This is a genomic window from Methylotenera sp. (assembly GCF_030684185.1).
In the GTDB taxonomy this organism is placed as follows: domain Bacteria; phylum Pseudomonadota; class Gammaproteobacteria; order Burkholderiales; family Methylophilaceae; genus Methylotenera.
This window is the reverse complement of the sequence record NZ_JAUXOY010000014.1, coordinates 239,380-262,019: the sequence shown is the minus strand read 5'-3', so window position 1 is coordinate 262,019 and position 22,640 is coordinate 239,380. Positions and strand designations below refer to the sequence as shown.

The window sequence follows — 22,640 nt, the reverse complement described above, 5'->3', positions numbered from 1 at the left end:
TTAAATTATTCCTTAATTACCCTTTTTCGGCAAGGGCTTAGGCCACAATTGATATCTGGATAAGCCATTTTTTTAAATTCGAATATTTAAATAAGACGTTTTAGCTTGAGCATTAATTGGTGTACATGGGCAATCGTTTTGCACACCCTGCACTTGCTACGCTGGAATATCGACTTTCTTGCCGGATGTCACAGACTGTAAAACCGCCTCAATCGCTTTGCAGTTGGCTTTTGCATCCGTAAACGTTAAATGCGGTGCTTTGTTATTCAGCACACAGTCGCCAAAATGTTCAATCTCTAAGGCGAAGTGGTTGCTTGGCGCAAAGCGCTCTTCGGCGGACTTACCATCTTCCAGCGCCCATGAAATCACAGGCACATCGTTTTGAAACACCCATGCGGCATGACATTTTACCCATCCTTTGGTGCCGACGACTTCATATTCAGATTTGCGTGAGCGCTCGAAACTGATGTCAAAGTGACCAAAACGCGCACGTCCTTCAGCATCTTGCCCAAAATCCAATATACCGCTAGTCACAATATCTGCACCGACATCATTCAATTTAGCATGTGCCATAACAGAAACAGGCTCAAGACCGAAACACCACCTTAGCGAATGAATTGCGTAAGGGCCGATATCCCACATTGCGCCGCCGCCGTCCATCATGCTGCGGTTAATGCGATACATGCGTGCTTGTTTCATCAAAAACGAGTAAGAAGCGCGCACTGAAAGCACATCACCTATCAGGCCAGATTCCACAATCTCTTGCAGCCTTTTATGTTGCGGATGAAAGCGGTACATAAAACCTTCCATCACCTTCACATTATTTTCAGTCGCCGCAGCCTCTATCGCCTCTATGTCTTTTAATGTGAGCGCCATAGGCTTTTCAATCAACACATGCTTACCTGCGTTAATGGCTTTAAGTGCCCACACAGCATGCTCTTCATTTGCCATCGGGCAGTAAATAGCCTCTACGTTTTTGTCATTAACAAGCGCTTCCATGTCGTCATAACAGCTTACATTTTGATGGCATGGTGCATATTTTTCTAATGTAGCTTTAGCTGCGCCTGCTCGACGGCTGGCTATGGCGACTAATTGTGAATTCGGCGCTTCTATAATCGCAGGGAGCAAACGCTCGTTCACGCGCGCTGCGCCTAAAATTCCCCATTTAAGCTTATTCATAACTGGCTCCATTTAATGCTACACCCGATACTTGCAATCTGCTCTTTTGGCCCAGCGCCTGACTCAGCTATTTGCTTCATCGCATAAAACAAATCACGCGTGCTGTTGGGCGCTGTTTCTTTGCGAGACTCGTCAAAACGGCCGCGATATTGCAGTTCGCCCTTACTGTTAAAACCAAAAAAATCTGGCGTACAAACAGCATCGTACGCTTTTGCAACAGCCTGCGTTTCATCTAATAAATACGGGAAGGAGAATTCCATCTCTCGTGAAATTTTTTGCATATTTTCAAAACTGTCTTCCTGATAATCTTTTGGATCATTGGACATAATGGCTACGGCATTAATACCAAGCAACTTCAGTTCACGCACATCACTAACAAGCCTAGGCAAAATCGCCTTTACATACGGGCAATGATTACATATAAACATCACCAACAAACCATTTTCACCCATGCTGCTGCTTAATGAATAGCGTTTACCATCGATGCCAGGTAAATTAAAATCTGCGGCAGGTTGTCCAAAATTACAAACGGGGGGATTTAGGCTAGCCACTTTCTTTTCCTTAATTCGTTATAATTATTTATTCGATAATAACGACGTTTATATTATCACTTTTCGCCACCTTCTTAAGACGATAAATTCATGGCCAACCTGCGCTTTTACACCAACATCCCATTAATTTTAGGTGCAACAATTCAATTGTCAGCTTCTGCTGCTGCGCATGCAACTCGAGCTTTAAGATTAAATGTTGACGATAGCGCCATTGTATTTAACGGTGATGGTTTTGATTATGAATGCAAACTGACTTCAATAAAAAAAAATGAAGTACATGCCAAAATAACGGCCTCCAAAAAAATCAACAATGCATCACCATTACGCATTACCCTACTGCAAGCTATATCCAGCGGCGACCGCATGGACTTCACCATTCAAAAAGCGGTAGAACTCGGCGTAACGGGTATTCAACCCATTACCAGTCAACGCAGTGTAGTGAAACTGTCTGCAGAACGTGCAGAAAAGCGCACTGAGCATTGGCAAAACATTGCGATTTCCGCATGTGAGCAATCAGGAAGAACTTTAGTACCGAATGTTGCCGCGCCATTAAGTTTGCAGCAATGGTTAGCAGCCAACCCTAAAGCCGATTGCATACGCCTATTGCTAAATCCCACAGGCGCACTGCGACTAGCTGAATTAGCAAAACCTAATGATGAAATACAGTTGCTCATAGGTGCAGAAGGAGGTTTGACAGAATTTGAAATTGATTTAGCAAATAGTTATGGATTTCAATCTATTGTTTTAGGCCCTCGCATTTTACGTACCGAAACTGCCGCTCTTGCCACAATTTCTGCACTACAGACTTTGTGGGGAGATTTTTAATGGATTTATGAAGAGACCTTTGCAAAAGTGTTTAGTGTGGATAAAGTACAAGGCGCACGGAACACAGAAACCGAGATAGTACGTGGTGTACAGCGAGGTTGCGAGTACCGCGCAACGCAGTAATTTGCCGCAATAAATACTTTTGCAAAGGTCTCATGAAGAATACCACCAAAATAATTTGCATATATTACATATTTACCTTATATTATTGTAAAAATTACATTTAATAGATTTAATTTATATCAACATTTACAAAGTGTATTGCTATGCCTATTGGAAACGCCATTCGTTATCGGCGAAAATCGCTTAATATCACGCTGCAAACGCTGGCAAACCAAGTCGGGGCGGACGCTGGTAATTTATCGCGCATAGAACGTGGTGAATTGGGCATCAATGAAACCTTGTTGCGCAAGGTGGCGGCAGCGCTCGATTGCACGCCTGCGTATTTATACGCACAAAGCGATATTCCAGAAACAACTCGTAAGATACAAGAACATCGCCAGCCTTATCTGGCAGGACAGCCTCAGTTTAGCAACAAAGCCAATACCGAAAATATTACAGACTTCGTTCAGTGGTTCAGGTCTGCTACGCCATATATTCATGCGTTTGGCGGGCGTACTTTTGTCATCGCTTTTGGCGGAGAGATAGTGGATGACAAGCAGTTTATTGCGCTTTCACACGACTTAAACCTTCTTGCCAGCCTAGAGGTAAGGCTGGTATTGGTACACGGTGCACGACCGCAAATTGAAAAACGTCTGCGTCGCGATAAACTTTCACCTAAATTTGTAAACGGCCTACGCGCCACTGATGATGCGGCAATGGAGGCCGTAAAAGAGGCCAACGGCGCTATTCGCGTTGAAATTGAAGCATTACTCTCTATGGGTTTAGTTAATTCGCCAATGGCAGGCTCTGACATTCGCGTTGCGAGCGGCAATTTTGTAACAGCAAAACCGATGGGGGTTCGTGACGGCGTTGATTTGCAACATACTGGAGAAGTGCGTCGGGTGGATGCTGTTGGCATACAAAAACGTCTGGATGACAACGAATTAGTTTTACTTTCTCCTCTTGGATACTCTCCTACAGGAGAAGCCTTTAATTTAAGCTTGGAGGATGTGGCCGTTAGCGCCGCGATTGCGCTGGACGCAGACAAGCTTATTTTCTTAATGGATTCTGAAGGTGTACATAATCTACGCGGCGAATTATTACGTGAGATGACCGCTGAAAAAGCTAGAAACTTACTGCGTAATGTGATGGAAAACGAGCAAGTCATCAACATCTCAGAAGATATTAATTACTATTTACCAGCAGCAATTAGGGCTTGTGAACACGGCGTAGCAAGAACTCATTTAATTTCACGCCACATTGACGGTGCCATTATTCAAGAGCTATTTACCCTAGATGGCATAGGCACCATGGTGACAGAGTTAAGCTTAGAAAGCATGCGACAAGCGAATATTGACGATGTAGGTGGTATATTAAAGTTAATTGAACCACTGGAAGCTGAAGGTTTTTTAGTAAGGCGTGGTCGTGAACATATTGAAATGGAAATTGACCACTTTTATGTGATGGAGCACGATAATCGCATTATCGGCTGTGCTGCTTTGTATCCGTTCACCGCAGAACGCACTGCAGAATTTGCTTGCCTGGCGATTGACCCTGCCTACAGAGGCGGGGGTCGTGGTGATAAATTATTTTATTTCTGCGCTAATCAGGCCAAAGAATTAGGCTTTAAACGGCTATTTTGTCTAACTACGCGCACGGAACATTGGTTTTTAGAACGCGGATTTACTGAACAAAGTGTTGAAAAATTACCAGCTGAAAAACAAAAACTTTATAACTACCAACGGAAATCAAAAGTTTTTAGCAAAACGCTTTAAGCAAAATTTAGTTACAATTACACCAACCAGAATTTATCTAAATTTAAGCTTACGGAATACTTATGTTAAGTCAAACCACCGCCGCAAAAAAAGCACGAACTCTTGCTGAGGCACTCCCTTACATCAAACGTTTTTTTGATAAAACCATCGTAATCAAATACGGCGGAAATGCAATGACTGACGAGCATCTCAAACAATGCTTCGCTCAAGATGTAGTGCTACTTAAACTGGTAGGAATGAACCCTGTAGTAGTACATGGTGGCGGACCGCAAATTAATGAGATGTTGGATAAACTTGGTAAAAAAGGGGAGTTTATCCAAGGCATGCGCGTTACCGATGCAGAAACCATGGATGTTGTCGAGATGGTGCTGGGAGGACAAGTGAATAAAGAAATCGTCAACCTGATCAACCGCCACGGCGGCAAAGCGGTAGGTTTAACAGGACAAGATGGCAACTTTATTCATGCACACAAGCTGCTGATGGAAGACTTAAAAGATCCCACCAAAATGATTGATGTTGGGCAAGTGGGTGAAATAAGTGCCATAGACCCTAGTATCATCAACTTTTTGGACAGCGGGGATTTTATTCCAGTAGTTGCTCCTATAGGCGTGGGTACTGATGGCGAAACCTATAACATTAATGCTGATGTGGTGGCTGGAAAGCTTGCTGAGATTTTAGGTGCCGAGAAATTGATCCTGCTCACTAATACACCAGGCGTATTGGATAAAAATGGTGAACTACTGACTGGTTTAACCCCCAAGCAAATTGATGACTTAGTGGCTGACGGTACGCTCTCTGGCGGTATGTTACCTAAAATAAGCTCAGCGCTTGATGCAGCTCGCAGTGGCGTAAAAGCAGTGCATATTATTGATGGGCGCGTAGAGCATGCGTTATTACTTGAAGTATTGACTGATGAAGGTGTAGGCACGCTGATTAAGGCCAAGTAGCTTGATACAATGCAACTTGTTACAAAGTAATTTAACTCCAGGTAGAAATTCAAGAGTTTGGATTTTTGATCTGGACGATACATTGCACAACGCTTCGGCACATATTTTTCCTGTAATGAATCGCGCAATGACGCAGTACATTATGGATAAGCTGGAATTAGATGAAAGTGCTGCACATGGCTTACGCCAACATTACTGGCGTATCTATGGCGCAACGCTCAAAGGGTTAATGCGCCATCACGGCACTGATCCGCAACACTTTCTGCATGAAACACATACTCTGAAAGATTTGCCAGATATGGTGCTTCAAGTTAAACGTTTACGGCACATGTTACAAAGTCTTTCAGGCCGTAAGTTAGTGTTCACTAATGCTCCGCGGAATTACGCTTTACGTGTGCTCGATTTAATGGGAATAGGTGACTGCTTCGAACTTATATTCAGTGTGGAATCCACCAAATTCCATGCCAAACCTTCTTTGCGTGGCTTTCAAATGTTACTCAAAACAATTAAAGTTAAAGCCAGCGACTGTGTAATGCTTGAAGATAATTTACCTGCGCTAATGACGGCAAAAAGATTGGGGATGAGAACGATTTGGGTCACCAAAAAACCACAAAAACCAAATTTTGTGGATTATCGCTTAAATGATGTGTTAGCACTCACTCACCTTAAGTTATAATTTATCATAAATGTAATTATTACCATTATTTGTAAGGGGAAATAAATGGCTGGCGAACGCAAACAACAAATTTTAGAAACACTGGCAAAAATGCTGGAGTCGCCTAAACGTGAAAAAATCACCACAGCATCACTCGCAGCTAGGTTAGACGTTTCCGAAGCAGCGCTTTATCGTCACTTTGCCAATAAAGCACAAATGTTTGAAGGTCTGATTACCTTTATTGAGGAAACAATTTTCGGTTTAATCAACAAAATCAACGCAGAAGAAACAGATGGCATCAGGCAAGTACAACGTATCATCACTATGCTGTTGGCTTTTGCAGAAAAAAATCCTGGTATGGTACGAGTACTCATTGGCGATGCTTTAGTCAATGAAGATGAAAAACTTCAGCAACGCATTAATCAGCTTCATGATCGCATTGAGGCAACAATCAAACAAATTCTAAAAATTACAGTTGCAGTTTCCGGTAGAAAAGTAATGCCAGAGGCACAAGCAAATCTGATCATCTGTTATGTCATTGGCCGCTGGCATCAGTCTGCAAAAAGTGGATTTAAGCGCAAACCGCTCGAATTTGCGACCATGCAGGTAAGTTTATTAGCTGGTTAAAGTCATCAGGAGCATAAATTGGAAGGTACAATATTCGGCTTTACTGAAGCGCAAATTACAGAGTTTGGCATGACCTACGGTGTAGGTGGCCTTATGCTACTGATGATTTTTATCGTAGGCCATCTTGCTTGGGAGTCTAAAGTAGGTAAGTTTGGTACTTTTGTTTTATTTCTTGGGCTCACATTTGGTATGGTGGGCTATGTGGCTAAATATTTCATAGAGCACTATATGAAAATTTAAGCGCTGGTTTGTAATGCCTGCTTAACCGCCTTTAATCTTGCTTCAAATACAACTATTTTGATTTTTTCTGGCTCAGTATATTCACTGGCAACCAACCCTGCATCAATACTAGAAGCGGCTTCCAGCACTTTAATCATCAAATCTGCCGCCGGAGTAGTGCTATTCTCGAAGCCTGCTCTTCCTCTTGAATCAGCTTCACAAGCCTTAATAAACTCTTTAAACCTTGCTGGTTGACGAATAGCGTCTAACTCTATTAAAAAGTCCAATAAAGTACTTGGTCGCATTTGTAGTGACTGGTGCAATTTACCATGAAACTTGGCCACGATTTGTGCGAGCTCTTTGCAATCATTGGGCACGCGTAACCGCTTACAAATATCTTTTAGCAATCGCATACTACGCTCTTCATGGCCGATATGGCGCGGTAATACTTCAAACGGCGTTTCACCCTTGCCTAAATCATGCATTAAAGCCGAAAAACGAACTGCTAGACTAAAGTTTTGTTTTGCCGCATAGTCAATCACCATCATTACATGTACACCTGTATCAATTTCAGGGTGATGCTGAGGAGGCTGAGGCACGCCCCACAACTTGTCCAGCTCAGGCAATATTTTCTGCAGTGCACCACAAGCCCGTAAAACATCAAACATACGACTTGGTTTTTCTTCCATCAATCCTTTTGCAAGCTCTTGCCATACACGTTCAGCAACAAGCGCATCTACCTCACCCGCATCCACCATTTTCTGCATTAACTGATTGGTTTCAGGTGCAACTGAGAAATCTGAAAATCTTGCTGACAACCTAGCCGCACGTAATATACGGACGGGGTCTTCAGCGAAGGCATCGCTCACATGTCGCAGGGTTTTAGATTGAATGTCTGCCAAACCTTTATAAGGATCAATTAACTTACCCACGCTGTCTTTTGCAATCGCATTAATCGTTAAATCACGGCGTGCTAAATCTTCTTCTAAAGTCACATCAACAGAAGCATCTACTGTAAAGCCCTTATAGCCTCTAGCTGTTTTTCGCTCAGTACGTGCAAGCGCATATTCATCATGCGTTTGGGGGTGCAGAAATACCGGAAAGTCTTTTCCCACTCGTTTGAAACCTGCCGACTCCATTTCTTCTGGCGTACTGCCGACCACGACATAATCTTTATCTTTTACGGCAAGGCCTAACAACTCATCACGCACTGCGCCACCGACCAAGTAGATTTGCATGGCAAATAGTCTCTATCTAGCGGCTGATTGACGGAAACGATCGTAAGCACCACGCGGCGTTTGATCGACTAAGTATTGCGGAATCACTGCTTCTAGTGAGGTTGGCTCAAGGTTGAATATTGCAGGAAATGACTGATTACTTACACTTGCAACTTCCATAGAACGTATGTTATCGCGAGACATGAGTTTAACTGGCAGTAACTCCATCATCAATGCTTGCGCGTAAGATAGGCTGTCATTCAGGCCAATAATAGGCCGCTTAATCTGCAAAGTTTCCATCACAGTTTGCACCAGTTTCCGGAATGTATAAACTTTGGGGCCTGCTAATTCATAGGTTTGTCCATACGTACCTGAATTTTTTATGCTAGCTACAATGCAGCTAGCGACATCTTCCACCCAAATTGGCTGGAACTTAGCATTAGGTTTGGCCAGCATCACCATTGGTAAAAGTTTAATTAAACTGGCAAATAAGTTGATAAAGCTATCACCACGACCAAAAATAATGGATGGCTTGAATATTGTAATATTCAATTGATGTTGATATTCCAATAAGGTTGCTTCGCCCGCAGCTTTAGAGCGTAAATATTGACTTGGTGCATTTTTTTCCGCCCGCAAACTGCTCATATGGATTAGACGTTTGATGTTTAAATCCACGCAGATTTTAGCCAGTTGTGCTGGCAACTGATGATGCATTGCATTGAAACTTAAGCGGCGACTTTGATGCAAAATGCCTATCAGATTGATGACAGCATCAACCCCTCTTAAAGTACTATTTAACGCTTGATAATCAAGTACATTACATTCCACCACTTGCACATTAGGTAGTAATAATAGATGTTTAGCCGCATTTCTACGTCGCGTAAGGACTTTAACCGAATAGCCCGCTGCATCCAGTTCAGCAACTACAGCACTGCCCACAAAACCTGATCCACCCAATACACATATTTCTCTTATTTGCATTTTTATCCTAAATTCGTCCTTTGTTGTTGGCTAAGCGGCTTATTCGGTATCTGAGTTATCCTCGCCAATCACTTCTGGCTTGCCGCTACCAGGAATAATTCCTAAGCGAGACTTAAGTGTTTGCACTTTTGAGCCTAGGCGTGGTGCGTAAAGTTGCGCATTCGCCATCACTTTTTGTACATATTGCCTTGTTTCAGTAAATGGAATACTCTCAATGTAAATGGCAGCCTCCAAGGGGCCACTGGCCATCCAGCGTTTAGCCCTGCTTGGCCCGGCATTATAGCCTGCTGTTGCCATGACGGCTTGGCCACCCATTAAGTCTAGGGCATAACGCATATAATAAGTGCCGAATTCAATATTAGTACTTATTTCGTGAATCATACTATTGTTATAGCCATTCATTCCCATTCGTTTAGCTACCCATTTGGCTGTAGCAGGCATTAGTTGCATCAACCCTGAAGCACCAACACCAGATTTTGCATAATGCATAAAACGGCTTTCCTGGCGGGTAATCCCATATACCCATGCTTCATCCAAACTAACACTATCAGCAGACTTTTTAAATAAATCTCTGTAAGGCGTTGGATAGCGCAAGTTAAAATTATGGGTGTACTTAGTATTGTCTGCGGTGCTAATGGCAATGTCATACCACTTTTGGCGCAGGGCGAATTCTGCTGCGGCTAACAGCTGTTTATCATCGAAATGACGTGTCGCCCAAGCCCATTCAGCTTTTGCTTCCCAGCGCATATCCAGACGCTGCAATTCAAGTGCGCGCTTGATTTCAGGCTGGCTGGCAATCGCAGTCACTTCAGTATCAGTTACTTTGTAATCTATCGCCGCACTACTCATCATACTTTCAAGCTCTTCAGCAGCCAGCCAGCCGTAATAATGTCGCTCCGTTGAAAGCTTGCTAAATATCGCATTAGATTCAGCAATCTCACCTGCCTCCTTGAGCGCCCTTGCCTTCCAATATCGCCATGCGCCCTCTTCTTGCTGTTTGGCTTGCATAGCAGTAATTGCGCTCAGTACGGTTGCCCAATCTTGAACGCGCAACGCTGCCCTGACTTTCCAAGCCAGTTGCTCTTTATCTAAAGCTGCGCCATCAGCTAAAGCGTAGTAACTAATTGATTTTGGGTGATGACCACGTGCCGCGTGGTAAGCGATGCGCCCCCAGGCAAAAGCGCGATTGTCTGATTCAAACTGATTTTGTACTTTTTTATAAGCGCTGATTGCCGACTCCAATTTACTTCGAGCCAGCCTGTCGACTGCATAAAGATTCACTTCCGCGCCAAAACGGGTCTTAAATGGCACCAAATTTTTATCTAATATCAGTTGTGGAGACTGGTATGCACGATCAAGCAATTTAAGATTAGCGACATCAAAACCAGGCAAGCGTGTAATTACATTTTTGGCTAGGTTCAGTTTTCCATCTTGAAGTGCCAGACGGAATCTTGCCCAAATATCTTCATTGCTTAACGCACCAGTTTTTTGTAGCTCATCAAACAACTGATTACAATTACTGGGTAAGTCTGCGCTTGTGAGCCATAACTCTTTTACCTGGCTGGTAACATCCACATCGCCTAATAGTGCGTGACCCTGCAGGGCATAACACTGTACGGCAATATCTTCACGCAGGAAAAGCGCTTGTTCTTCAAAAAACGGCCCCCAATTTTGTTGTTTGCCTAACTTTTTTAACCATTCGCCACGTATGCGGTCTGCGAATGGCATATCCACATATTGCGCTAAAAAATTCTGCACTTCCTCATCTCTAGCCTGCTCAAGTTTGAGTAACATGAGCCAGTAATCTGCATATGGTGCTAATAGGTATTGCTGAGTATTAAGTTGAGCGACATCTTCTGCCAACGCGATTTCGTTTTTTGCAGTGTAAGCTTCTCGCGCATGTTGAAACAAGGCTTGGTCTGATAAAGCAAATACCTGATTTGATAATGTGATAGCGACTAAGGCTAATAGAAGGCGAGTTAATAACATGGAACGCCCCTTTTAATTGAAATGACTTTTAATTTAACAACTTAATAAATTGGCTCAGGAAACAGCTGTTTTTCTTGTGCTGAAAATGCATCTGGTGCATCTTCTTGCTTTTCGAAAGTAGCATATTCCCAGGCGGTTTCATCTTGCAACAAGGCTCGCAACAACTGGTTATTAAGCGCATGGCCCGATTTATATGCATAAAAAGCACCTAAAATTGGATGCCCCAGCATATATAAATCCCCAATCGCATCTAACACTTTATGCTTTACAAATTCATCATCGTAGCGCAAACCGTCGGCGTTAATCACACGATATTCGTCTAAAACAATAGCGTTATCCAGGCTACCGCCCCGCGCCAAACCATTCGAACGCAAAAATTCAACCTCGTGCATAAAGCCAAAAGTCCGTGCACGGCTAATTTCTTTAATATACGAGTCTTGAGCAAAATCAATTTTTACATTGCTTCCAGAACTCTCAAATACAGGATGATTAAACGCAATTGTAAAGTCTATTTTAAAGCCATGATAAGGTTCAAAACGCACCCATTTATCACCTTCAATCACCTCAACAGTTTTTAAAACGCGTATGAATTTTTTAGCTGCAGCTTGTTCAACAATGCCAGCTTCTTGCAGCAAGAATACAAACGGACCTGAACTACCATCCATAATCGGTATTTCTGATGCATCCACATCAATATAAACATTGTCCACGCCCAAGCCAGCAAGCGCAGACATAATATGTTCAACAGTAGCAACGCGTACGCCATTGGCCTCTAACGCAGAGCACATACGTGTGTCGTGCACTGCGCCAGGAGTCGCTAAGATTTCATTGGGTTGAGGCAGATCAACCCGTTTGAAAATAATACCAGTATCGGCCACAGCGGGGCGCAGGGTAAGAGTAACCTTTTCGCCGTTGTGCAAGCCAACGCCAGTGGCGCTAATCGCTTTTTTTAATGTACGTTGCTTTAACATCAATATTTAAACATTCCCAATAATAAAACTTTAAGCTCAAAACAATAGGCTTACAAAAGAAATTAATATTTACCTTACTAATCAAGAAAATAGTAGCATATTTAAGCCTTCAAACGCTACACGCTCGCTGAGTACGGCTTGCCTATATCATTAAACTTAAGCGTTTAATTGTTAGTTCAACTTAGCAATCAATCCGCTTGTTTGCGTAAAAATGCTGGAATATCGTACTCTTCCACACCTGACATTTTCATCGCTTCAACTTGCGCACGACGGCTATTGGAACCAAACACTTGCGGCGCGACATCTTCATCCATGCTGCCACCCATATACATAGGCTGGTTAGTAGTGCCGTTACGGACCACTTCTTGCGTCATCACACGCAGTTCAGGTTTTTGCTGACGGCGTTGTGCGCCTGTTAAACCAGTCGCCACCATTGTTACACGCAAGCCATCGCCCATCGCTTCATCGAACACGTTACCAACAATGACGGTAGCATCATCTGCTGTAAACGCTTTAATGGTATTCATCACGTCATAGTATTCTTTCATTTTGAAAGAAGCTGAAGTGGTGATATTGACTAAAACGCCACGCGCATTTGCAAGGTTGACATCTTCGAGTAATGGGCTTGCCACCGCCTGTTCAGCCGCGATACGTGCGCGATCCGGACCTGTTGCAATCGCTGAACCCATCATTGCCATGCCCATTTCACTCATCACTGTGCGTACATCGGCAAAGTCGACGTTGACCAAACCTGGGCAATTAATGATTTCTGCAATACCGGATACCGCATTGTGCAATACATCGTTAGCCGCTCTAAAAGCTTCTAAAAACGGCACATCTTCTCCCAAAACTTCCATCAGCTTTTCGTTTGGAATCACAATCAAAGAATCTACATACTTCGACAACTCTTCTAGACCATCAGTTGCAACTTTAGTGCGTTTACCTTCAAAAGAGAAAGGCTTAGTCACAACTGCCACTGTTAAAATTCCCATTTCTTTTGCAATTTGGGCGATTACCGGGGCTGCACCTGTACCTGTACCTCCGCCCATACCTGCGGTAATAAATAACATATCAGCACCATCAATCAGTTCTGCAATGGCATCACGATCTTCAAATGCTGCTTCACGACCGATTTCAGGTTTTGCACCAGCACCTAAACCCTTGGTCATTGCCACGCCCATTTGCAATACAGTTTTGGCTTGGCTCTTTTTCAAAGCCTGCATATCTGTATTAGCGCAAATGAACTCTACGCCACCGACGTTTTTTTCAATCATGTGTGCAACAGCGTTACCACCGCAACCACCTACACCAATTACCTTGATGACAGCTTCTTGCGAATTTTTTTCCATAATTTCAAACATTTAATGTCTCCTCTTTTTAATTGTCACAACTGCACGTTTGCTTCTGCTTAAACCAGTGTTTCTGCTTAAACCAGTATTTCTCTTTAACCCAGTATTTTGGTTAACCCGGCATTTCAGTTAACCCGATACCTCTGCCTGAACCACTCACTACTACTAACTGCTTAATAATTACTACTTAAAAATTGCCTTGAAACCAACTCTTCATTTTTTCCAGCACCCGTCCTAATGAGCTTGACTCCATTTGTCCGCTGATATGTCTTTCTAACTGCTGTTTACCCATCAACACCAATCCCACACCTGTTGCATAACGCGGGTTGCTCACTACTTCTGACAGTCCACCGACATACCTTGGCAGTCCCATACGCACGGGCATATGAAAGATTTCTTCACCTAACTCCACCATGCCGCGCATCATCGCTGAACCGCCAGTAATCACGATGCCGGATGCAATCATTTCTTCCATGCCACTGCGGCGTAATTCATTGAGTACCAATTCGTATAACTCAACCACACGCGGCTCTAATACCTCAGCTAACGTCTGTACTGATAACTGACGTGGCTCACGTCCGTCAACGCCAGGCACTTCAACGATTTCACGTGGATCGGCCAATTGGCGTAATGCACAACCATGTTTGATTTTGATGTCTTCTGCTGATTGTGTCGGTGTGCGAAATGCCACTGCTACGTCATTTGTCATTTGGTCGCCCGCAATTGGCACCACTGCTGTATGACGTATTGCACCTTGCTTGAACACCGCAATATCTGTAGTACCGCCGCCAATATCAACCAGGCAAACACCAAGCTCTTTTTCATCTTCTGTTAACACCGCCAGACTTGAAGCTAAGGGTTGCAGAATCAAATCACTCACCTCAATACCGCAACGCTTGATGCACTTCACTATATTTTGTGCGGCTGCCACGGCACCAGTCACAATATGCACTTTTACTTCAAGCTTCATACCGCTCATGCCTAGTGGCTCACGCACGTCTTCCTGGCCGTCTATAATGAATTCCTGCGTGAGGATATGCAGTATTTGCTGATCTGCCGGCAATGCAATGGCACGTGCTGTTTCTATCACCCGGTCTACATCCATTTGTGAAACTTCAGCATCTTTAATTTTTACCATGCCGTGCGAGTTCAGGCTCTTGATATGGCTGCCAGCGATACCTGTATACACATTGTTGATTTTGCAATCCGCCATCAATTCAGCTTCTTCAAGCGCGCGCTGTATAGATTGCATGGTCGATTCGATATTAATCACCACGCCTTTTTTAAGGCCTCTTGAAATATGCTGTCCAAGTCCGATGACTTTTACCGTTCCTTCCGGCTGTAATTCAGCAACGATGGCAACAATTTTTGACGTGCCTATATCCAGGCCTACAATCAAATTCTTATCTTCTTTTACTCTACTCATGGTTTGCTCCCTCCGTGTTCAACGCACGGTTATGTCTGTTGCTTATTAATCTCGGCCGGCTTTTTATTGCCAGGTTGTAAAGTACCTGCTGGATTGGTACTGTTTAATTTATTTTCATTAGCCTTGCTAGTGCCACCAGTCTTGCTATTGCCACTAGCCTTACTAACACCAGTCGCCTTGGCACTATTTTTATCTTCACTTAACGGCTTAGCTTCAGCGGGTCTTCGTACTGCAAATCCATTGGGATAACGCAAATCAACATACGTTACCTTCATATTTAGTCCTGCTATGGTGCTGCTGTAGGCACTGACAAACTTTTCTAACCTCCGCTGCATTTCTACACGCCCTAACTCCACCACCATTCCGTCAGTAGTAGTGACTTGCCATGCACGTCTTGGCGTAAGCGCCAAGTTGGCAATGGCTAAGTTTGCATCTTTTAATACTTTACTAAACTCGGCATATTGAGATGCCACTTCTATTACCCCATCACCTGGCCCGTAAAACATAGGCAACTCGCTGCCTGAGGCCGCGTGAAATAACTCTCCATGTGTATTAACCAGGGCAACATTGCCCCAGCGTGCCAACGCTTGATGCTCTTCAATGACCACCTCTAACTTATCTGGCCAACGGCGGCGCACACTCACACTGCGTGCCCACGGCAACTTTTCAAACGCGTCACGCGCTTTAATTAAATCCAGCGTAAAGAAATTGCCTTTTAAATGTTTCGCCACAATCAGCTTCACCTGCTCACGATTCACATGGTTTAACTGACCTTCCACCTTCACTTCACGCAACGGGAATATAGGTAAATGCACCACCACATATAGCGCTGCGTATAGCATCACCACTATGCTCACTGCAAAAAGCAGGTTGGCAATCCAGTTCAACAATGTAGGTTTATCCCACACTGGCAGACTCCAAAATACGTACAACCAATTGTTCAAAACTAATGCCTGCAGCCTTTGCTGCCATCGGTACCAAACTGTGGTCGGTCATGCCTGGGCTAGTGTTCAATTCTAAAAAGTAATGGTTACCCATGTCGTTAGCTACAGTGCTGTCCATTAAGAAATCAACTCGCCCCCAGCCCTCGCAACCTATTGCTCTAAATGCAAGTAATGCCTCTTGTTGGATTTGCGCTTCTTTTTCTGCACTTAATCCGCAAGGGCATAAATACTCAGTATCGTTTCGCAGATACTTTGCTTCAAAGTCATAAAATTCATTTTTTGGCACAATACGAATAATTGGCAAAGCCGTATAGTCACCCTCGCCATCAGGAATAATGCCAACGGTATATTCACCGCCACCGACGTACTTTTCTGCAATGACTAAGGGATCTGCCTCGGCGGCGATTTTATAAGCTGCTTCCAACCCCCCCGCTTCTTTTACTTTGCTGATGCCTATGCTAGAGCCTTCATTTGCTGGCTTCACGAACAATGGCAACCCTAACTTTTGCTCTATCGCCTTAAAGTCACTTGTGGCAGTTACCAACTCAAAATCTGGCGTGACTACATTCATCGCGCGCCACAATAACTTCGTGCGCCATTTATCCATACCAATAGCCGATGCCATTACTCCGCTGCCCGTATATGGAATATGCAGCATTTCGAGCGCACCTTGCATACAACCATCTTCACCAAAACGGCCATGCAGGTTAATAAATACACGGTCAAAAATCTCCAGGTCATGTAATGGTTTATCAATCGGGTCAAAACCATGTGCATCTATGCCCTGCGCTTGCAAAGCAGCCAAAACCGCCGCACCACTTTTTAGTGACACTTCACGCTCGCCAGATTTTCCACCAAGCAACACGGCTACCTTCCCGAACTTTTGGCTATCAATGTTATTCACGCTGTACATACTCACGACTTAATATTCCCCGATGACTTTGACTTCTTGCTGCAATTCAACGCCCTGTTTTTCCAACACTGTTTCGCGTATGTGTTTAATCAGCGACTCAATGTCCAGCGCAGTCGCACTACCTAGATTCACAATAAAATTGGCGTGTTTTTCAGATACTTGAGCGCCACCAATGGTGTAGCCCTTTAAGCCGCTAGCCTCAATCAATCTCGCTGCGTAATCACCAGCAGGGTTCCTAAAGGTAGATCCGGCATTTGGAAGGTTCAGCGGCTGTGTTGCTAAACGCTTGGCCAACAAAGCTTTTATTTTTTGCTCGGCTTCACTTGCATCACCTTCAGCCAATGAAAACCAAGCCGCAAGAAACCACTCCTCTGCCGGCATCTCTACATGACGATAGCTTGGAATAAATTCCGACTTGTCTCTTGTATGGATAACCCCACGACGATCCACTGTCATTACTCTAGCCACCACATCCCAGGTTTCCGTTCCATGACATCCAGCGTTCATGGCAAGCGCACCACCTACGGTGCCAGGAATTCCTGCCATAAATTCAGCACCATGCCGGTGTTGCCGTGCACTAAATTTTGCAAGTTTGGAGCACGTCACCCCAGCCTCCGCATAAACATGGTTTTGCACCATACCCATGTCTGTCAGGGCGTTGTGCATCAGAATAATCGTACCTCTCACACCGCCATCTCTCACTAACAGATTAGATCCAAGACCCATAAAATAAATTGGCTCTGCTTCCTCTAGCGTATGGAGAAAGGTAGCGAGATCTTCCAAGCCAGCAGGTATATACATACGGTCAGCAGGGCCGCCTACACGCCAGCTGGTGTAGCGCGCAAGAGGCTCGTTAAGCAACACCTCGCCTTGCGTAAACAACAAATTACCTTGCAAAGGGTAATGTCCTTTTTTCACGCGGCTAGCTCCTTCGTTTTCATGGCCACCTGACCAATAGACCCCGCACCCATGACGATGACCACATCATGCGCTTGCGCTACATCCAGTATCGCCTCCGGTAATGCATCGGCTTTTTCCACAAATAGCGGTTCAACTTTGCCGGCGATGCGTATAGAACGAATGAGCGACCGCGTATCAGCCGCCACAATCGGCGCCTCACCAGCCGAGTAAACCTCCGTTAGCAATACTGCATCCGCACTTGAAAGTACCCGTACAAAATCTTCAAAACAATCACGCGTACGTGTGTAACGGTGTGGTTGAAACGCCATTACTAATCGGCGATTAGGGAAGGCTGCGCGCGCTGCAGCTATAACAGCCTGCATTTCAACTGGATGATGGCCATAGTCATCAATTAACGTAAATGTGCCTCCACTTTTTGCGTCAATCTCACCATAGCGCTCAAAACGTCTACCCACGCCTTTAAATTCTTTTAATGCTTTAATAATCGCAGCATCTGGCACGTTTAATTCACTGGCTATTGCAATGGCCGCGAGCGCGTTCAGCACATAGTGATTACCAGGCAGATTCAATGTCACGTTAAATTCTGTAGTGACACCATTAATGCGTAGCACCGTGAAATGCATCTTTCCATCATCCGCACGTACGTTAATTGCTCGAACGCGTGCATCTTCACTAAACCCATAAGTCATGACAGGCTTGGTTACCCGCGGCAAAATCTCACGAATATTGGCGTCGTCTATGCAGACTACTGCCATACCCCAAAACGGCAGTTGTTGTAAAAATTCTACAAACGCGCTTTTAAGTTTGTCGAAGCTGTGTTCGTAAGTATCCATGTGGTCTTGGTCAATATTCGTCACCACCGCCATCACTGGCGTTAAGTGCAAAAATGAAGCATCAGATTCATCAGCTTCTGCCACGATATATTCGCCTGTACCAAGTTTGGCATTGGCATTGGCTGCCTCTAACTTGCCGCCAATCACAAAAGTCGGATCCATACCTGCTTCAGCTAAAATACTGGCAATTAAACTAGTGGTGGTGGTTTTACCATGTGTTCCAGCGACAGCAATACCTTGCCTGAAACGCATCAATTCTGCCAACATCAATGCACGTGGCACCACGGGAATATTTTTAGCTCTTGCGGCTTTAACCTCCGGGTTTTCTTCATTCACCGCAGATGACACGACCACCACATCAGCATCCTTAACATTGTCAGCCTCGTGGCCTTGATACACAGTTGCACCAAATGCCACCAATCGTTTGGTTGTCGCATTCGCTGCTAAATCAGAACCCGTCACCGTAAAATCCAAGTTGATTAACACTTCAGCAATACCACTCATACCGGAGCCACCGATACCGACAAAATGTATATTTTTTACTTTATGTTTCATCGCGCCACCTCAATGCAGATTTTCGCTACGTTTTCTGTAGCTTCGGGCTTACCCAAAGCACGTGCTTTAATTGCCATGTCTAGACATTTCTCACGGTTTAATTCGCTTAAAATTTTCACCAGCTTCTCTACACTTAAGTCTTTTTGCTGTAAAACCAAAGCTGCACCTTGCTCGGATAAATACGCAGCATTGGTGGTTTGATGATCATCCACGGCGAATGGAAACGGCACCATCAAAGAGCCTAAACCCACCGCCGAAACTTCTGCCACTGTAAGCGCGCCTGAACGGCAAATCACAAAATCTGCCCACGCGTAGATGCTCGCCATATCATCAATAAATGCGCGTGCATCCACGGCCACACCCGCTTTTTCATAATTATTTTTTAATGCCTCAATATGCTTGATACCAGCCTGATGTATCACTTGCGGACGTTTCACAACTGGTAATTGCGCCAATGCCTGCGGAAGCGCCTCATTCAATGCTTTCGCCCCCAAACTGCCGCCCACTACCAATAAGCGTAAAGCGCCTTCACGTTCTGCAAAGCGCACCTCCGGCTTAGCTAAAGTTGCAATATCGGCACGTACAGGATTTCCCACTAGTTTTGCATTATTGGCAAATGCTGCTGGGAACGCCGCCAGTACCTGTGTTGCAAACTTAGCCAGCACCTTATTGGTTAACCCTGCGACTGAATTCTGCTCATGAATCACCAAAGGCCTACCTAACAACCTCGCCATTAATCCACCAGGAAAAGCAGCGAATCCACCCATGCCTAGCACTACGTTTGGCTGATGCTTACGAATAGCCGCAGTACTTTGCGCAAATGCTTTTGCCAGCTTCACTGGTAGCAGTAACCAACCCATAAGGCCTTTACCACGGACTCCTTGCATAGTAATCATGGCTTTTTCATATCCACTTTTTTCGATCAAGCGATTTTCCATGCCACCTTCTGTGCATAGCCATACGATTTTCCAACCCATGATTTTTAAGTAATCTGCAACAGCCATGGCTGGATATACATGCCCACCCGTGCCGCCCGCCATCACCATTAATGTTTTTTTCGATGTATTTATGGCGACACTCATGCTGGCAAACCTTTTTGCAAACGCCTATTCTCAAAATCTATTCTGAGAATGATTGCCATCGCAATACAATTGGCCAAAATACTGCTGCCGCCAAATGATAATAATGGCAAGGTCAAGCCCTTAGTGGGTAACAGCCCCATGTTTACACCCATATTGATGATGCCCTGCACGCCTATCCAAACGCCCAAACCTTGTGAGAGCAAGGCTGCAAAGTAGCGCTCATTGGCGATTGCTTCTTTAGCAATACCAAACGAACGAATCACTATCCATGCAAATAACCCAACAACTGTTAGCACACCAACAAAGCCAAGTTCTTCAGCGATAACTGCTAACAAAAAGTCTGTATGCGCTTCTGGCAAATAAAGCAATTTCTCTACGCTTGCACCCAAACCCACGCCAAACCACTCACCACGACCAAATGCGATAAGCGCATGGGATAACTGGTAGCCTTTGCCATACGGATCAGCCCACGGATCCATAAAACCAATGACGCGCTCGAGTCGATAAGGTGAACTCCAAATCAGGAAGACAAACCCCACCACCAGCAATATCAGCAACCCCGCAAAAATACGTCCGTTGATACCGCCCAGCCATAAAATGGAGATTGATATTGCTGCGATCACTGCAAACGCCCCAAAGTCTGGCTCACGCAATAACAAGCCACCCACAAGCAACATCACTGCCAGCATAGGCAAAAAACCTTTTGTGAAGCTATCCATCACCGCCGCCTTGCGCACGGTGTAATCTGCCACATACAAGGCGGCAAACAACTTCATAAATTCGGATGGCTGCGGGTTAACTACAAACAGTTTCAACCAGCGACGACTGCCACCTGCCTTAAGGCCAATACCTGGAATCAGCACCAGTACCAGTAAAACCAAACCAAAGAGAAATAAATACGGCGCCATTTTTTGCCACCAGGCAATAGGGATATTAAATGCTACAAATGCAGCACTGATAGCGACCAACATGAATATGGCTTGATGCACCAGATAATAGCTGCTGTTGTGTCCAACACCTTTGTCAGCTTCCGCAATCGCAATTGAGGCTGAATACACCATCACCAAGCCTATCCCTAATAAACACAGGACTACCCATAACAATCCCTGGTCATAGCTTGGAGAGTTAATACGTTCGCGATTTAACATTGCGGCAATCATGCAAGCTCCCTTTCGCTGGCTTTTAAGGAGTTCACTGCACTTATGAACACTTCCGCACGATGCACATAATTTTTGAACATATCAAAACTTGCGCAGGCAGGTGAAAGCAGCACAGCATCTCCGGATTGGGCAAGTTTTTTGGCAATATTCACCGCTTCAGGTAAATCAATCGCCTGATATAAAGGTATGCCTGTTTCCAGTAATTCGGCTTCTATCACAGGCGCATCACGGCCGATTAACACCACTGCACGTGCGTTATTGGCTACGGACTCTTTCAGCGGTGAAAAATCCTGGCCTTTGCCATCGCCACCGGCGATTAATACAACTTTCTGCGCCAATCCGGACAGTGCAGCGCAAGTTGCACCTACATTGGTACCTTTTGAATCATCGTAATAATCTACATCGTCAATATTAGCCACCCATTCAACACGATGAGGCAAGCCTTTAAAGTTATAGAGCGTTTGGATTATATGTGCATAATCGACACCAATGCCGCGACATAATGCAACAGCAGCTAATGCGTTAGCCGCGTTATGCAAGCCTACAATTTTTAAATCTTGTAAATTAATGAGTTCTTTATCACCTTCGCAAAGCCATGTATCCCCATCTATCTGCTTTAATCCATACTCGCCGTCATCCGAACTTATATTTGAAGTTAAGCCAAACGTCACTTGTGCTAATTTTGGCCTTGCCATCAACATGCTCCACGCGTCATCACGATTCAATACCTGGAGGTTTGCATTGTAAAAAATCCGAGCTTTTGCAATGGCATAATCTTGCAGGCTCTCGTACCTATCCATGTGATCTTCAGATAAATTCAGCATCGTCGCTGCATCTATCTGCAAAGAGCTAGTCGTTTCAAGCTGAAAACTTGAAAGCTCAAGCACGTAGACATCCGGGGTTTCCATACTTAAAGCATCTAGCACTGGCAGGCCGATATTGCCAGCCACAATGGTTTTTAAACCAGCGGCTTTACACATCTCACCCACTAATGTAGTGACGGTGGTTTTGCCATTGGAGCCTGTAATAGCAATCACCTTGGCACTGCCTGGGCGCATGTTTTCATTGAGATAGTGCGCAAATAACTCAACATCGCCAATCACGCTAACGCCGCGTTTAATAGCGGTTTGTATTTCAGGCGTACTCAATGGCACACCCGGGCTTGCGACGATTAAATCTGCATCACTAAACACCGCTGCATCAAATGCGCCCGTATGAATTTTCACGTTTGGCAATTCAGTTTTTAATACTTCAATGCCCGGAGGATTTTCACGCGTATCGGCCACAGACAAACGTGCGCCTTGCGTGTTTAACCAACGCAAGGTAGAGACCCCTGTTTCACCAAGGCCCAGCACTAATACTTTTTTGTCTTTTAACTCAATTTTCATGTTTTTTATACGGTTATTTAATATTTACTGT

The 22,640-nt window shown here is 44.5% G+C and carries 21 protein-coding genes; 6 read left to right on the top strand and 15 right to left on the bottom strand.

Going from position 1 to position 22,640, the window contains the following annotated elements; translation table 11 throughout:
- Positions 1–156: 156 nt before the first annotated feature.
- Together Q8J82_RS03880 and Q8J82_RS03875 are read right to left on the bottom strand one after the other, a co-directional pair.
- Positions 157–1,179: a Gfo/Idh/MocA family protein gene (locus Q8J82_RS03880; RefSeq protein WP_305327791.1), complete on the bottom strand. Its 1,023-nt coding sequence runs from the start codon at positions 1,177–1,179 to the stop codon at positions 157–159.
- The gene (locus tag Q8J82_RS03875) at positions 1,176–1,730 is read right to left on the bottom strand and encodes a thioredoxin family protein (RefSeq protein WP_305327790.1); all 555 of its coding nucleotides are present in this window, start codon (positions 1,728–1,730) and stop codon (positions 1,176–1,178) included. The genes Q8J82_RS03880 and Q8J82_RS03875 overlap by 4 nt, the downstream gene beginning before the upstream one ends.
- A 90-nt stretch (positions 1,731–1,820) precedes the next feature.
- On the opposite strand from Q8J82_RS03875, the gene Q8J82_RS03870 reads away from it, so the two are divergent.
- From Q8J82_RS03870 to Q8J82_RS03845, 6 genes are all read left to right on the top strand, one after another.
- Positions 1,821–2,555 carry a 16S rRNA (uracil(1498)-N(3))-methyltransferase gene (locus Q8J82_RS03870; protein ID WP_305327789.1) on the top strand — a complete coding sequence of 245 codons (735 nt, stop codon included), beginning with the start codon at positions 1,821–1,823 and terminating at the stop codon, positions 2,553–2,555.
- 266 nt (positions 2,556–2,821) lie between these two features.
- Complete coding sequence (gene argA, locus Q8J82_RS03865; protein ID WP_305327224.1) at positions 2,822–4,432, top strand: amino-acid N-acetyltransferase; 1,611 nt, start codon at positions 2,822–2,824, stop codon at positions 4,430–4,432.
- Between the two features lie 62 nt (positions 4,433–4,494).
- The gene (gene argB / locus Q8J82_RS03860; RefSeq protein ID WP_304909487.1) at positions 4,495–5,379 is read left to right on the top strand and encodes an acetylglutamate kinase; all 885 of its coding nucleotides are present in this window, start codon (positions 4,495–4,497) and stop codon (positions 5,377–5,379) included.
- Position 5,380: 1 nt separating this feature from the next.
- Positions 5,381–6,055 carry a pyrimidine 5'-nucleotidase gene (locus tag Q8J82_RS03855; protein ID WP_304909488.1) on the top strand — a complete coding sequence of 225 codons (675 nt, stop codon included), beginning with the start codon at positions 5,381–5,383 and terminating at the stop codon, positions 6,053–6,055.
- 45 nt (positions 6,056–6,100) lie between these two features.
- Complete coding sequence (gene slmA / locus Q8J82_RS03850) at positions 6,101–6,661, top strand: nucleoid occlusion factor SlmA (protein ID WP_304890461.1); 561 nt, start codon at positions 6,101–6,103, stop codon at positions 6,659–6,661.
- 18 nt (positions 6,662–6,679) lie between these two features.
- Positions 6,680–6,901: a DUF2788 domain-containing protein gene (locus Q8J82_RS03845; RefSeq protein ID WP_304890460.1), complete on the top strand. Its 222-nt coding sequence runs from the start codon at positions 6,680–6,682 to the stop codon at positions 6,899–6,901.
- Here Q8J82_RS03845 and Q8J82_RS03840 read toward each other — a convergent pair.
- The 13 genes from Q8J82_RS03840 to murD form a co-directional block, all read right to left on the bottom strand.
- Positions 6,898–8,118 (bottom strand): multifunctional CCA addition/repair protein, encoded by a 1,221-nt coding sequence (locus Q8J82_RS03840; RefSeq protein WP_304890459.1) that lies wholly within the window; start codon positions 8,116–8,118, stop codon positions 6,898–6,900. The genes Q8J82_RS03845 and Q8J82_RS03840 overlap by 4 nt on opposite strands.
- A gap of 12 nt (positions 8,119–8,130) precedes the next feature.
- Positions 8,131–9,078, bottom strand: a complete 948-nt coding sequence (locus Q8J82_RS03835; protein ID WP_304890458.1) for a complex I NDUFA9 subunit family protein — start codon at positions 9,076–9,078, stop codon at positions 8,131–8,133.
- Between the two features lie 39 nt (positions 9,079–9,117).
- The gene (locus Q8J82_RS03830; RefSeq protein ID WP_304890457.1) at positions 9,118–11,067 is read right to left on the bottom strand and encodes a transglycosylase SLT domain-containing protein; all 1,950 of its coding nucleotides are present in this window, start codon (positions 11,065–11,067) and stop codon (positions 9,118–9,120) included.
- A gap of 41 nt (positions 11,068–11,108) precedes the next feature.
- Entirely contained in the window at positions 11,109–12,038 is a 930-nt protein-coding gene (gene lpxC, locus Q8J82_RS03825) for a UDP-3-O-acyl-N-acetylglucosamine deacetylase (RefSeq protein ID WP_304909490.1), read from the bottom strand.
- Positions 12,039–12,226: 188 nt separating this feature from the next.
- A complete protein-coding gene (gene ftsZ, locus Q8J82_RS03820; RefSeq protein ID WP_304909491.1) occupies positions 12,227–13,399 on the bottom strand; it encodes a cell division protein FtsZ in 1,173 nt (390 codons plus the stop codon).
- 175 nt (positions 13,400–13,574) lie between these two features.
- On the bottom strand, positions 13,575–14,813 hold the full coding sequence (gene ftsA / locus Q8J82_RS03815; RefSeq protein ID WP_304890913.1) for a cell division protein FtsA: 1,239 nt from the start codon (positions 14,811–14,813) through the stop codon (positions 13,575–13,577).
- A gap of 29 nt (positions 14,814–14,842) precedes the next feature.
- Positions 14,843–15,757: a cell division protein FtsQ/DivIB gene (locus tag Q8J82_RS03810; RefSeq protein WP_370868614.1), complete on the bottom strand. Its 915-nt coding sequence runs from the start codon at positions 15,755–15,757 to the stop codon at positions 14,843–14,845.
- Positions 15,711–16,670 carry a D-alanine--D-alanine ligase gene (locus Q8J82_RS03805; protein WP_305327958.1) on the bottom strand — a complete coding sequence of 320 codons (960 nt, stop codon included), beginning with the start codon at positions 16,668–16,670 and terminating at the stop codon, positions 15,711–15,713. The genes Q8J82_RS03810 and Q8J82_RS03805 overlap by 47 nt, the downstream gene beginning before the upstream one ends.
- A 9-nt stretch (positions 16,671–16,679) precedes the next feature.
- A complete protein-coding gene (gene murB / locus Q8J82_RS03800) occupies positions 16,680–17,567 on the bottom strand; it encodes a UDP-N-acetylmuramate dehydrogenase (RefSeq protein WP_370867109.1) in 888 nt (295 codons plus the stop codon).
- Between the two features lie 17 nt (positions 17,568–17,584).
- Positions 17,585–18,979 (bottom strand): UDP-N-acetylmuramate--L-alanine ligase, encoded by a 1,395-nt coding sequence (gene murC, locus Q8J82_RS03795; RefSeq protein ID WP_305252086.1) that lies wholly within the window; start codon positions 18,977–18,979, stop codon positions 17,585–17,587.
- On the bottom strand, positions 18,976–20,061 hold the full coding sequence (murG, locus tag Q8J82_RS03790; protein WP_305327228.1) for an undecaprenyldiphospho-muramoylpentapeptide beta-N-acetylglucosaminyltransferase: 1,086 nt from the start codon (positions 20,059–20,061) through the stop codon (positions 18,976–18,978). The genes murC and murG overlap by 4 nt, the downstream gene beginning before the upstream one ends.
- Complete coding sequence (gene ftsW / locus Q8J82_RS03785; protein WP_304890027.1) at positions 20,058–21,221, bottom strand: putative lipid II flippase FtsW; 1,164 nt, start codon at positions 21,219–21,221, stop codon at positions 20,058–20,060. The genes murG and ftsW overlap by 4 nt, the downstream gene beginning before the upstream one ends.
- The gene (gene murD / locus Q8J82_RS03780; RefSeq protein ID WP_304909497.1) at positions 21,218–22,609 is read right to left on the bottom strand and encodes a UDP-N-acetylmuramoyl-L-alanine--D-glutamate ligase; all 1,392 of its coding nucleotides are present in this window, start codon (positions 22,607–22,609) and stop codon (positions 21,218–21,220) included. The genes ftsW and murD overlap by 4 nt, the downstream gene beginning before the upstream one ends.
- Positions 22,610–22,640 lie beyond the last annotated feature (31 nt).